Origin of the sequence: Paenibacillus solani, from assembly GCF_050475945.1 — a bacterium.
Lineage (GTDB): Bacteria > Bacillota > Bacilli > Paenibacillales > Paenibacillaceae > Paenibacillus_AQ > Paenibacillus_AQ solani_A.
In genome coordinates, this window is the sequence record NZ_JBCMXJ010000007.1 from 224154 (window position 1) to 236383 (window position 12230).

At 49.1% G+C, this 12230-nt stretch carries 14 protein-coding genes; 3 read left to right on the plus strand and 11 right to left on the minus strand.

Going from position 1 to position 12230, the window contains the following annotated elements; all coding sequences use genetic code 11:
• Positions 1-21: 21 nt before the first annotated feature.
• From larB to larC (ABEQ74_RS09175), 3 genes are all read left to right on the plus strand, one after another.
• Entirely contained in the window at positions 22-795 is a 774-nt protein-coding gene (gene larB, locus ABEQ74_RS09165; protein WP_430121665.1) for a nickel pincer cofactor biosynthesis protein LarB, read from the plus strand.
• Positions 776-1813: a nickel insertion protein gene (larC, locus tag ABEQ74_RS09170; protein ID WP_430121667.1), complete on the plus strand. Its 1038-nt coding sequence runs from the start codon at positions 776-778 to the stop codon at positions 1811-1813. The genes larB and larC (ABEQ74_RS09170) overlap by 20 nt, the downstream gene beginning before the upstream one ends.
• Before the next feature lie 64 nt (positions 1814-1877).
• Positions 1878-2348: a nickel insertion protein gene (gene larC / locus ABEQ74_RS09175; RefSeq protein ID WP_430121669.1), complete on the plus strand. Its 471-nt coding sequence runs from the start codon at positions 1878-1880 to the stop codon at positions 2346-2348.
• Between the two features lie 269 nt (positions 2349-2617).
• On the opposite strand, the gene ABEQ74_RS09180 is transcribed toward larC (ABEQ74_RS09175), so the two are convergent.
• From ABEQ74_RS09180 to ABEQ74_RS09230, 11 genes are all read right to left on the minus strand, one after another.
• Positions 2618-3292 carry a DUF6518 family protein gene (locus ABEQ74_RS09180; protein ID WP_430121671.1) on the minus strand — a complete coding sequence of 225 codons (675 nt, stop codon included), beginning with the start codon at positions 3290-3292 and terminating at the stop codon, positions 2618-2620.
• 139 nt (positions 3293-3431) lie between these two features.
• A complete protein-coding gene (locus tag ABEQ74_RS09185; protein ID WP_430121673.1) occupies positions 3432-4142 on the minus strand; it encodes a hypothetical protein in 711 nt (236 codons plus the stop codon).
• 91 nt (positions 4143-4233) lie between these two features.
• Positions 4234-4614 (minus strand): VOC family protein, encoded by a 381-nt coding sequence (locus tag ABEQ74_RS09190; RefSeq protein ID WP_430121675.1) that lies wholly within the window; start codon positions 4612-4614, stop codon positions 4234-4236.
• Between the two features lie 235 nt (positions 4615-4849).
• Positions 4850-5785 (minus strand): nucleoside hydrolase, encoded by a 936-nt coding sequence (locus ABEQ74_RS09195; RefSeq protein ID WP_430121677.1) that lies wholly within the window; start codon positions 5783-5785, stop codon positions 4850-4852.
• Positions 5786-5813: 28 nt separating this feature from the next.
• Positions 5814-6761, minus strand: a complete 948-nt coding sequence (locus tag ABEQ74_RS09200) for a nucleoside hydrolase (RefSeq protein ID WP_430121679.1) — start codon at positions 6759-6761, stop codon at positions 5814-5816.
• A gap of 20 nt (positions 6762-6781) precedes the next feature.
• Complete coding sequence (locus ABEQ74_RS09205) at positions 6782-7588, minus strand: energy-coupling factor ABC transporter ATP-binding protein (RefSeq protein ID WP_430121680.1); 807 nt, start codon at positions 7586-7588, stop codon at positions 6782-6784.
• Entirely contained in the window at positions 7585-8445 is an 861-nt protein-coding gene (locus tag ABEQ74_RS09210; protein WP_430121682.1) for an energy-coupling factor ABC transporter ATP-binding protein, read from the minus strand. The genes ABEQ74_RS09205 and ABEQ74_RS09210 overlap by 4 nt, the downstream gene beginning before the upstream one ends.
• A complete protein-coding gene (locus ABEQ74_RS09215) occupies positions 8442-9191 on the minus strand; it encodes an energy-coupling factor transporter transmembrane component T (protein WP_430121684.1) in 750 nt (249 codons plus the stop codon). The genes ABEQ74_RS09210 and ABEQ74_RS09215 overlap by 4 nt, the downstream gene beginning before the upstream one ends.
• A gap of 43 nt (positions 9192-9234) precedes the next feature.
• Positions 9235-9834 carry an ECF transporter S component gene (locus tag ABEQ74_RS09220; protein WP_430121686.1) on the minus strand — a complete coding sequence of 200 codons (600 nt, stop codon included), beginning with the start codon at positions 9832-9834 and terminating at the stop codon, positions 9235-9237.
• Positions 9835-9889: 55 nt separating this feature from the next.
• On the minus strand, positions 9890-10597 hold the full coding sequence (gene deoD / locus ABEQ74_RS09225) for a purine-nucleoside phosphorylase (RefSeq protein ID WP_430121688.1): 708 nt from the start codon (positions 10595-10597) through the stop codon (positions 9890-9892).
• 135 nt (positions 10598-10732) lie between these two features.
• On the minus strand, positions 10733-12184 hold the full coding sequence (locus ABEQ74_RS09230; protein WP_430121690.1) for a helix-turn-helix domain-containing protein: 1452 nt from the start codon (positions 12182-12184) through the stop codon (positions 10733-10735).
• Positions 12185-12230 lie beyond the last annotated feature (46 nt).

Below are 12230 nucleotides of genomic sequence, written 5' to 3' on the forward strand. Positions count from 1 at the left end.
GATTTTTAGGGGATGAGAAAAGTGCTTGATAACATATTGGAGCAGGTTCGAACAGGCGCTTTGAGCGTCGCAGAAGCGAAAGAAAGACTAGCCACATACGAAGATCTCGGCTTCGCGAAGGTAGACTATCACCGCAAAAAGCGCCAAGGCTTTCCCGAGATTGTGTACGGGGAAGGCAAAACGGCTGCACATATCCTATCGATTGCCCAATCATTGCAAGCCCGAAATCAGAGCGTTCTGGTCACGAGAATTTCTAAAGAAAAGGCCGGGATTGTTCAAGAGACATGCCCGGAGTATCAATATGATGAGACAGCTCAGTTATTATATTGGAAAAAGGGTGATGACGAAGAGGAAGCATTACCGGGTTATGTGGTCGTCATTGCAGCAGGCACCTCCGATCTGAGAGTTGCAGAGGAAGCGGCGGTTACAGCAGAAGTACTGGGCAGCCAGGTACGCCGCATTTATGATGTGGGGGTCGCAGGCATTCATCGTCTCCTGAGTCATGCGGAGGAAATTCAGCAAGCGACCGTATCTGTTGTCGTGGCCGGTATGGAGGGGGCACTCCCTAGCGTTGTCGGCGGACTGGTCTCTCATCCCGTGATTGCGGTCCCGACGAGTATTGGATATGGGGCAAGCTTCAACGGCCTCTCGGCCCTGCTCACCATGCTGAATTCCTGTGCTTCCGGAATCAGTGTAGTGAATATCGATAATGGATTCGGCGGCGGGTATAACGCGGCACTCATTCATCAGCTTGCACATAAAGGGGGAAACCGGATTGAAAATACTTTATCTTGATTGTTTCTCCGGCATTAGCGGAGATATGTTCATCGGTGCGCTGATCGATGCAGGTGCCGATCCATCCAAGCTGCAGGACGAGCTGAAGAAGCTGCGAATCGAGGAAGAGTATGAGCTGACATGGAATAAGGTTGTGAAAAATGGGATCACATCGACCAAATTCGATGTTCTCCTGACAGGTGATGCGAGCAAGCATGAACATGCTCACCAGCACGACCACAGCCATGGGCATAGCCATAGCCATGAACATGCGGAGCATGAGCATGGTCATGATCACGGACACGATCACAGTGGTAGCCACGACCATACGGATCATGTGAACGTACACGAACACGGAGATGATCACAACCACAGCCATGGGCATAACCATGAGCATGATCATACTGATCATTCGCACATACATGCTCATGGCCACGACCACAGTCACGAACATAGCCATAATCATGAGCATAGCCACCCTCATGATCACAGTCATAGCCATGCCCACCAGCATGGACATCACCATCATGATCACCGGTCCTACAAGGACATTGTGAAAATGATCGAGCATGCCGGGTTTGAGCAGCGGGTACAAGATATCGCGCTCCGGATATTCAAGAAAATCGGTGAAGCGGAAGGACATATTCATGGCGTCCCTCTGGAGAAGGTGCATTTTCATGAAGTAGGAGCCGTGGACTCCATTATTGATATTGTCGGTGCAGCGATCTTGATTCATCAATTGGAAATCGACATGATCCAATCCTCGCCTGTACCAGTTGGGAAAGGAAAAATACGCATTGATCACGGCATATATCCTGTACCTGCGCCAGCCACGCTCGAGATTCTAAGAGGAGCGCCTCTGGAGCAATCGGATATCCGCGGGGAGCTCACCACGCCTACGGGCGCAGCGATCGTCTCCGTGCTGGCTGAAGCATACGGTCCGATCCCTTCTATGCGGGTAAGATCCATCGGCTACGGCGCAGGCACCAAGACCTTTGCCGAGCATCCGAATGTGCTGCGGGTTATCATCGGAGACTAACCCGCGAAATAGCGTCAGATGAGCGAAAGGAGATAGGAGCAGAACTTCCAAAGGAGAGATGCGCGTGAGTGCGAATAAGCCCCCGAATCATGAACATATCGACCATGACATGGTCAAAATGGAAGTGAACTTTGATGACATTCCCGGCGAATGGCTCGGATACGTTATGGATCTGCTGTTTGAGAGCGGAGCGAACGATGTATACTACACACCGATTTACATGAAGAAGAACAGGCCGGGAACACTGCTGCAGCTGCTCTGCTCTAAGGATAGCGTAGACCAGATGAAGGATATCCTCTTTCGCGAGACCACGACGCTGGGCGTGCGGTATTACCCTTTGACTGTGCACCGTTTGGAAAGAACGTTTGAGAAGGTGTCAACCGAATGGGGAGAAGTCACGGTTAAAACAGGAATGCATGACGGGCAGAACGTACAGTGGGCGCCGGAGTTTGAAGATTGCAAGAAGATCGCCGAGAAGCATGGTATCCCCTTGAAGAGGGTATACGAGCAGGTATGGGCAGCTCTTGGAAGGTGATTCTGGAATTATATTGGTACTGCTTTAAGGAATATGCAGTTGACCGCATGTGTCCGCACACAAATAAACGTAGAATATGAAAGACCCTTCCGCAGAAGGGTCTTTTGCTGCTAGGATGCATTGAGTTTCGAGGTGCCGCATGGCGATCGAAGATGATCTTGGTGCCGCTTCATTCGATCAACCCCATTTTTCTGAAACATTACAGTAAGATTGCTATGAAATGAATAGCTTTAAACTTGAGTCTCTCTATGTATCTTAGATCAGTACATCTACAATACCCCGTTCATTCCACCAAATATCCGGCCGAGAACATTAAAGTACACCATGATTATAGATAAAATAATAGCTATCGGTACAATACTCAGAAGTTTCCGTCTGTTGTTCGGAAGGAGTAGCAGCAAGACAACGATCATGAGGAGATATATTCCCATAAGCCATGGTATTAAATAGTAATGATGGTGAATGGGCAAGTAAGCGTTACGGAGTTGAAATCCTTCTACCAGCAATACGGTGACGGGAAGAGCCGAAATGATATTAGCCAACCATCCATTCCCGTGCGCATACCACATGATATAGGCACAGACTGGAGATACCACCGCCACTATACCCCAGAATAAAATGGCTTTTCCCGGAAAAAAATGCAGCACAAACGTAGTGTAAACATAATAAACGGTAAGCATGGACCCAAAAAAGGCGAAGATTCTAATAGCCGCTAATTGGGGCGAATAGCTGAAAACGGATAAAAGTGAGGCCACAAAGATCCATATACCCAGACGATCGCCAACACTCGTAAAAATTGGGTTCACACCTGGAGTATCCACGAGCTTTGCCGCTAGACCTAGAATAACACCGATAGTCATTGCAGCCACAACGGACAAGACTTGTTGTTTGGTGGTGGCTTCTCGCGGGATTCTGACTTGAATCAACTTATTAGATAATTCCATAATATCCTCCCGTGTTAGGATTTGGAGTGCAGGGAGCGGGGGAGACTTGCATCTTCCTGGAAAACCAGAAGCCCCTACCGCCAATCTCGCGGGAGGGGCACCCATAGGCAATTCAGTTAGAAGTTTTGAGTAGAGGGCTCTAGTTCTCCCTCGTCCATTCAGAAGCACCAAAGGCCTCTTTGGAGCCGGGAATTCGAAGGGTATGATCATCAATGACAATCTCGAATACATAACTCTCGTCACTTGGGCGAGAATTCTTATAGCCTGAATCGAGTTCGATGGTCCATTTCTCGTATTGGAGCTTTAACCGTGTATTGCTGCTGAACGAATACGTTCCCGCAAATTCATTGTAATCGTTCGGGGCATGATAATTGCCTCTTGTAAATGTGCCATCCCGAAAAAATTCAAAGCGCAGATTGGGATTATTCACAGCTACCCAACTGCCCATGAGGAGTGTACTCGGATCCTGGATTGAATTTGGAGCGGGTGTGGGCTCTTCCGACACCGGTTTGGAAGGTTGTGTGCTGACTTCTATAGTTGCACTTGGAGCCGATGGTGGCTTTACCTCTTGGGCTTTTTCAGATTTCGTGTTCGATGTAACTGCAGCTGGCTTCGAAGGCTTGGACTTGTCAGGCTCAGGCGCTGTCGCCGGCTTTGAAGGCGTTTCCGATTCATTTTGTTGATCAGCGGAATTGTCTTTGTTAGGGGTTTCGGTTGAAGATGTCGCTGCAAGCGTCTTGTCATTCGTCTTTAGCAGATCCGGCTCAGCCAGTAGTATGTATACGACAACCCCCGTAAATAATACAGCGAATATGGATATGGTGATGGCAAAAACCTTTAATACTCTCATCCGACACCTCTACTTGATGTAATTATTACCAATCTGAATGCCACAATAAATATTATCACTAGAGAGTCGGATCTTCAATGCTAAGTAACTTTTAAGACCGAAGCCACTCTAGAAACTCAAGTCGATTTCCAAAGGGATCGTTTAAATAGAAACGACGAACTCCTTCATCCGCTCTTGCTTCGTCATCGATAACTAGAATATCCCGTTGCTGTAAATACTCACGCAGCTCATCCAAGTTCTGTACATGGAATGCCGGGTGGGCTTTGGTAGCGGGAACAAAATCGGGCTGGACTCCAATATGTACCTGATGCGTCCCGCATAGGAACCACACGCCACCGCGTTTCTTGAGAATTTCAGGCTTCGGAATCTCCGTCCAACCCAATAGATCCTGGTAAAAATGCCGTGCTTCTGTTTCACAGCCTTCCGGAGCAGCCAGTTGAACATGATCCAGACCATAGAAATGAAAAGCCATTGGTTCTTCTCCTCCTTGGTGGTTTCAACTAGTGAAACTTTGTTTCGCTACATGATTCCATTTTATAGGAGGTTTCCCTGAAAGTCTAGTGTTATGTATGCCATCCCGCCGCAACCGGATGAAGGGAATTAGCGAATAGAATGTCCGCCTTGCAAAAGGCACCGCGAGCTGATCGGTGTTTGCAGCCAACACAAAAGGAGTGAACGCTTCCCGCGTTCACTCCTTATGCTGTCGCTTATATCATCAGCGTTTGCATAAAATGCTCCTCGAACCGCTTCGCATCGACACCAACGCACACATTGACATTCGGCTGATCGGTACAACGCGGCCGCAGATCAACAATGGTTCTGCCATACGAATGGATGCCTTCCAGATCGACCTGGAGCACCATCGGCTGAACCTTGACCAGGCTGTGATCAATCGCGACTGCGACTGCCAATGGATCATGCAGAGCACAGCTTGCGCGATCGCGATAGGCTTGCCGGTAGCCTTCGATATAATAAGAGGTCATATCGGCCAAAAAGCGGGTCAAATCCGTATCCAGCTCTCTCCAGCGCTGGATATCCTCCAGCCTGAGCTTAGTCTGTAACGTTACATCCAGTCCAACCAGCGTGATTGGAGCGCCGGATTGGAAGACGAGCTGGGCTGCTTCCGGGTCAGAATAGATATTCGCTTCCGCATGCATCCGGCGGTTGCCCGCCACGCCCACAGCGCCGCCCATCACGATGATCTGCCGCACGAGTGATACAATTTCCGGTGCTTGCAGAATGGCAGCGGCAAGATTAGTTAAGGGACCAACGCAGATCACCGTTACTTGCTTCGGATATCGTCTGATCTGATCCACCATAAAGGCCGCAGCAGGTGTGGATACAGGCTTGCCTGCGGGATAGGGAAAAGTCAGGTTGCCGAGACCATTCTCACCATGAAACTGGGTAGGATAAGTCTTCATGGAAGGATGGAATAACGGGGCGGCTTCCCCCATGGCAACCGGAATTCCGGTTGCTCCTAACTGCTGCAGGACATGGAGTGTATTACGCGTCGCATGATCTACCGATACGTTTCCGAAGCAGGTCGTAATCCCGATAACGTCGAGCTCCGGAGACCGAACCGCATAGGCAATCGCCAGCGCATCGTCAATTCCTGTATCCACATCCAATAATATGGGGTTCATTAATGATGCCCCTCCTTCCTCTGACGGGTTATGACAACACCGTACGAATATAATGCTGAAGGAATGCCTCTTCACGGACTCGCATGCAGACGGAGGCATTGGTCCGTGACTGCGGCCGTCTGAAGTCAACCAGCGTCGCGCCGGAGGATAGTTGTCCTTTCGTTTCTATATAGACGTAATAGTCCTCCATCTCCACCAGGGAGGGATCCTCAACAACAGCCAATGCCAGCGGATCATGCATCAGCCGGTACTTACCTTCGTTCAAGCGTTCGCTTGCCTCGAAGCTGAAGGTGAATATATGATGCATGAATGATTTCAATGCTGACTGTTGATCTAAAAAACCATTCATGAGCGTATGATAATGAGCCTCGCTGAACTTTGCTTTTCCGGTCACATCGAGGCCGACCATCGTAATAGGAATTCCGGACTCGAACACCCGGTGCGCTGCTTCAGGATCACCATGGATGTTGGCCTCGGACACGGGCGTGACATTGCCCGGTACCTTGATGGCGCCACCCATTAACACCAGCTTGGCCTTCTGAGCAATCGATGGGTCCTTGGCAAGTGCCACCGCCAAATTAGTCAGTCTGCCGGTACATACCAGCGTGATATCATGCGCCTGTTCCCGTACCTTTCTAACCATGAAATCGGATGCTCTCTCCTCCACCGGCAAGCGACCGGACGCTGGCAGCTCATATCCAGCCAGCCCATTAGCCCCATGAATAGCGGTTACGTTCTCCCGGCGCGGGCGAAACAAGGGGGCATCTGCCCCCATAGCAACTGGGATCTCGTAACCAGGCTGTGCCAATTCGAGCACCCGGAGCGTATTCTCTGTCGCCTGCTTCACACCGACATTGCCAAATACGGTTGTAATGCCTTCTATATGCAGCTTACTGGATTTAACAGCGTAGATGATCGCCAGCGCATCATCCACGCCTGTATCCACGTCCAACAGAATATGCTTTACCTGCTCCATAGGATCACTCCTTTATAACCTCACTTGTGCTTGGCCAGCTCGTCCGCAAGCTCCGGAATCGCCAGGATATTGTGGCCAATCCCCAGCGAGTATCCGAGCCGGCTGATATGCGGCTGCTTCAGCATCGCCCGCTCCAGCACATCCAGATTCCAGAAGATGGCCCGCTTGTCATCATCCGCAATGACCTGACGGTTCGCCATGACGATAACCCGATGGAAGTTGTTCACGACAAATTCCATGTCATGCGTAATCGTAATGATGGTTTTGCCTTCCTGATTTAATGTCTCGATCAGATTGGCGAGCCGCTCCATGGCAGGGAGATCCTGACCTGCTGTCGGCTCATCTAGAATGATGACGCTGGAATCCATCGCGATTACAGAGGCGATCGTTACGAATTTACGCATAGAGTAGGGTAAATTGTACGGATTGTCTTTCAGAAAGGGAACGACGCCTGCAAGCTCTGCTGCTTTCATGACGTTCGCTTTCACCTGTTCCTCCGGGAGACCCAGCTTGCGGGGCCCGAATTCAATCTCGCTGTACACATCGTTATGAAAAATCTGGTCATCGGGGTTCTGGAACACATAGCCGACTTTTCTCGATATTTGGGCGGTGGTATAATCCCGAGTGTTCCATCCATCGATAACGACATCTCCCTCGGAAGGCTTGAGCAGCCCGTTCATCATCTTGACGGTCGTCGTTTTACCTGCCCCGTTCTGGCCAACAATGGCAACGGATTCGCCTTTATTAAAGGACATATTAACTTGATCCACGGCTTTGTAGCCGTTCGGATAAGCAAAGGAAGCATTCGTCAATGTCAGAAAGCTCATGCGTTAACCCCCTTCTTCATCCATGTCTTCACAGCTTCGATAGCTTCTTTTTCCGTTAGCGGGATGCTGCCAAGATCCATCCCCCGTCTGAACATCTCCATGCCGAACAGTGAGTACTGAGGAAGGGCAGCCCCAAATGTAAGGGCACGCTCGTCGGTTAGAATCTCCCTCGTGCTGCCTTGCATGGCCACTTCTCCCTCGTTCAGCAGGATAATGTAGTCCGCATATTCAGCAATCAGCTCAATTTTATGCTCGACAAGAATGATCGTTTTACCTTTATTTTTCATTAGCTCAATAATCTTGAATACTTCTTCCGTTCCCTTCGGGTCAAGCTGGGAGGTTGGCTCGTCAATCACCAGCACATCCGGCTCCATGACGATGATGGAAGCGAGAGCTACCCGCTGCTTCTGGCCACCGGAGAGCTCAAACGGGTTCTTATCCCGCAAATAATCAATCTCCAGCATCCGGGTCACCTGATCCACCTTCTCCCGAATTAGTGCGGGCTCCATGCCCAGATTCTCAAGGCCGAAGGCAATCTCTTCGAATACATTATCTTTCACACCGCTAATTTGCGTAAAAGGATTCTGGAAGACATATCCGACTTTTTGGGAGAGCTCACCCATTCCCCATTCCCGGATATCCTTGCCTTCAATCAGCACCTCGCCGCGCAGGTCCCCCTTATAGAAGTGGGGGATAAACCCGCGGATAACATTGCACAGGGTCGTTTTTCCGCCCCCGTTGGCACCAACCAGTGCATACAGCTTACCCCGTTCAATCGTTACATTCACAGACTTGAGTGCATCAGACTCACTGATCGGATACTGGTATGACATATTCTTGATTGTAATGATACTCATAGCGCAACTCTCCAGACGATTAAGATAGCCAGCAGTACAATCAGCAGGATCTGTACCAGCCGGTCATACTTGGTTTTCTCCAGTGTGTAGATGCTGCTTTTTTTGACGTTGGCCGAGAAGGCTCTCGATTCCAGTGTCAGTACCCGTTCCTCGGTGCTTGCCACAGATCCGAGAATAAGTGGGCTGAGCGTTGGCAGGAAGGCTTTCATACGGACAAGCATTTTGCCTTCAGTTTCGACGCCTCTCGTTTTTTGGGCATCCATGATGACATGGGTCAGCTTCTTCATCTCGGGGATGAGCTGCAGCGTGGACAGGATGACATAGGTGACTTTGGACGGCAAGCCGATCTGCTCTAGGGAATGGACCAAATCCTTAACCTTGGTAATACGGAAGAACAGAACGAATGCCGAGGCCACCGCCACGATCTTTGATGTCAGAAACAGGGCGAACTCCACACCTTCCCGTTTAATAGAGAAGATGCCCCAGCTCCACAGAATGTCATGACCGGGATAGAAGAAGCTTTGAAGAATGAAGATGAATACAACAATCATCAGCAGTGCCTTAATTGCCAGATTGGAAAATTCCTTGAAGCTGCCGGCAAAGTAAGCCAGCACCATGCAAATGGGCAGAACAGCGTAGCTAAACGCATAGCCGGGCACGATAAATGCGGCCAAACATAAAGCGATCGTAATCATAAACTTGGTTGTTGGATAAAGACGGCTCAACATGGACCGTTCGTTATTCACAAGAACCCCTCCTTCTGAAAGCGTAACCATTGCTGACTAAACATCATTTCTTTTTGATGAAGATCGCTCCATAGTTCAGTTTGGACAAGTATCTCGGGGACATCTTCATCACGATGACAAAGGCGATGACGTTGCTGATAATTTTATCGACGCTTTCCACCAGAATTTTGGTTGAGAATACGGCTGTCCAGATCTGTTGACCGGAGGCCAGGAAGGTAGCTACCACAGCGTCCGAAGAGTTACCGGTTGCTCCACCGAACATCAGCACCTGGATCGGGGATGCAACGATCAGTACGGTCAGTACGACGGCCAGCGAAGCCAAGATCACTTTCCACAGCTTCGTATACATGCCTTTCATAGCCAGCAAGCCGACGACCAGACCGACCGCCATTTGAACAGGCGTAAAAGCGAACGAGACGGGGTTGGTGATACCGACAACGAGGTTGGTGCTGGCTCCTGTGACCATACCGACCCAAGGACCACCGATCATGGCTGTCAGAATCGTTCCGATGGTGTTCAGATAAATGGGCAGCTTGAGCAGTAGTATAATTTGCGCACCGACAAAGTTGATCGCGATTCCGATCGGAATCAATAAAATGGCCAACAACGAAAAGTCATATTTAAGTCCTCGTTTGATTCCCATTGTTTATTCCTCCTAAAATTATCGTTTAACTTTAAAAACATCCTGCTCAAGGCTATTACTCAGCCAGAATCGTGTGAAGCGCGATCTCCACCATGTCATGGAAGGATTTCTCGCTGTCTTGGTGCGACGAGCGTTCATTGGTCAGTAGATGGCTGCCTACCGTCAATATAGACAGGGCTTTAACACCGTATTTAGCAGCCAGCGTATACAAGGCAGCGCTTTCCATTTCAACTGCAAGTACTCCGAAATCCATAAACTTGTGAAGCCGGTCCAATGTTTCCCGATAGAACTCGTCCGAGTTGTAGATGTTGCCGACAAAAACATTCACTTGTTTCTGCTGGGCCAGTTGGTGGGCTCTGCTTAACATGTCAAAATCCGCTGTGGGCGCATAATTGCAGCCGTAGAATATTTTTTCCATCAGATTGCTATCCGAGGATACGGCCTGGGCCAGTACGATATCGCGAACCTGAAGCTCTTGCTGCATGGCACCGCAGGTACCGATACGGATCAGCTTCTTGACCCCGTAATCTTGAATCAACTCCGTTGCATAAATACTCATGGTCGGGTTGCCCATCCCTGTACCCTGAACAGAAACCGGAACCCCCTTATAACGACCGGTGTATCCATACATGCCTCTCACTTCGTTATAACAATGAACGTCCTCCAAGAAGTGTTCTGCTACAAATTTGGCTCGCAAAGGATCTCCTGGCAGCAATACGCGTTCTGCGATATCTCCTTGTTCAGCTCCCAAATGTATACTCATCCTGTTCCTCCTGCTTCATGGCCCCCTATGAAGAAAGCGCTTAATTGTTTATCTGCCTTCATCATAGTAAGAATCCGGGAGAGAACCAAGACCAGAAAATTACGGAGTTAAACGGAAAAATGCAACCATGAGCCCTCATGGTTGCATTAATTCCTTGCGGATATTTTCCAAATCACGTTTGGTTGGTATCGTTGAAATGATAACTACGGGTACCGTATTCAGCTCAACGGGAAATGTGCTGATCACAAAGTCGATATTATGCTTCTGAATGATTTCATCCGTAAGGCCTTCCATAATGGAGGTGTTGATGATCAGCTCGTCACCGATTTCATTCTTGATCAGCTTGGCGACATAATGGCGGATGGAGAATTCCCCGCCGATCAGCAGAAAAGCCTTCTTGCTGTTATAGCGCAGACTGGAGACGATCAGCAGCGTAAGTTTCGTCAGATGATAGTCGTTGTACAGAATGCCGGGGTAGCGGTTTCCCCATTCCTGCATGCAGTTCATGACGTTCTGATACATGGGACGGCATTCTCTCAGGACATACTCTGTCAGACTGCTTGTTGAGATCGAGATCATGTCGGGAAGCGAATTTTCCAGCCGCAGCTTTTCGAAGAACTCCCCGATTTCCCAGATGAAGCGATCATTCATATCAATAGCAGGGAAAGTGGCAAGCGCTAGCATGAGAAAATGATTGACGATCTGATCCTCTTCCTCCTGGATCTGCATGAGCCTTGCTTTCTTCATGGCTATCATCGTGCTGATCTTGGCTTCATCATAATAGTTATACTGGCCTAAACTGAGCATTGCCTGGAGAAACCGGGTTTCGTCGAGCGGTAAATGAATGGAATATCGATGCTCAAGCGCCCTTACCCATGCGGTAATGGAAGAATGGAGCATGCTGCTCTCCCAGTGATATTGGCCTCGGGGAATGTCGGCATATTTGCCTTGCAGTACTCTCGTCATCATGATGGCGGCCAGGAAGGACAAGCTCCGCTTGGCATTGAGGAAATAGACGATATCATTCTCCGATTCAATAGTTGTGATATATTCAAGCATCTGAGCCTGGTCCATGCCAGGAAAAGGCCAGCCGGAAAATTCATAGGCATCATAATACAATTTCCAGTAAAAATAGCGGATATTGATTTCATTGCCTTTTACCTCAGGCATGGAATACGTGATGCGCAAATGGTATTGCTTCAATTCATGGCTGTTCAGACGGATGATCAGCTTTTTCAGTGAGGAAGAACTCATATACAGCTTGTCGGCCAGCTCCTCCAATCCATAACGCCCACCCTCCAAGAATAGTAAATCGAGCAGTTGATAGAAGGTTCTCTGTCTGTACATCGAGGAAATGACTTCACCAAATGCCACATTTCGTTTGGCATAATGGAGAATGACGCCTTTTCCGCGGGAAATCTCAATCGTAATCGAAGGGGGAAGCTCCTGCTGAGTTTCGTCAATAATTTTGCGAATCGTTTTATCTGAGACGCTGAGCTGCTCTTCAATTTCGGCCAAGGTAAACCACCGATATTCGGAATCGAGCAGGGTCAGCAGTTTTTGTGTCAGAGCAAATTCCTTTTCCATGCATCTTTCTCTCCCTTCCTGAAAGAGCGGTTAGATGTCAGCACTA

Bases quoted from the DNA above. Each gene is read 5' to 3' on its own strand.
- ABEQ74_RS09195 (WP_430121677.1), bottom strand. From the start codon at position 5,785: ATGAACCCCATATTATTGGATGTGGATACAGGAATTGACGATGCGCTG.
- ABEQ74_RS09200 (WP_430121679.1), bottom strand. From the start codon at position 6,761: ATGGAGCAGGTAAAGCATATTCTGTTGGACGTGGATACAGGCGTGGAT.
- ABEQ74_RS09190 (WP_430121675.1), bottom strand. From the start codon at position 4,614: ATGGCTTTTCATTTCTATGGTCTGGATCATGTTCAACTGGCTGCTCCG.
- ABEQ74_RS09220 (WP_430121686.1), bottom strand. From the start codon at position 9,834: ATGGGAATCAAACGAGGACTTAAATATGACTTTTCGTTGTTGGCCATT.
- ABEQ74_RS09210 (WP_430121682.1), bottom strand. From the start codon at position 8,445: ATGAGTATCATTACAATCAAGAATATGTCATACCAGTATCCGATCAGT.
- ABEQ74_RS09185 (WP_430121673.1), bottom strand. From the start codon at position 4,142: ATGAGAGTATTAAAGGTTTTTGCCATCACCATATCCATATTCGCTGTA.
- ABEQ74_RS09230 (WP_430121690.1), bottom strand. From the start codon at position 12,184: ATGGAAAAGGAATTTGCTCTGACACAAAAACTGCTGACCCTGCTCGAT.
- ABEQ74_RS09180 (WP_430121671.1), bottom strand. From the start codon at position 3,292: ATGGAATTATCTAATAAGTTGATTCAAGTCAGAATCCCGCGAGAAGCC.
- ABEQ74_RS09205 (WP_430121680.1), bottom strand. From the start codon at position 7,588: ATGAGCTTTCTGACATTGACGAATGCTTCCTTTGCTTATCCGAACGGC.
- deoD (WP_430121688.1), bottom strand. From the start codon at position 10,597: ATGAGTATACATTTGGGAGCTGAACAAGGAGATATCGCAGAACGCGTA.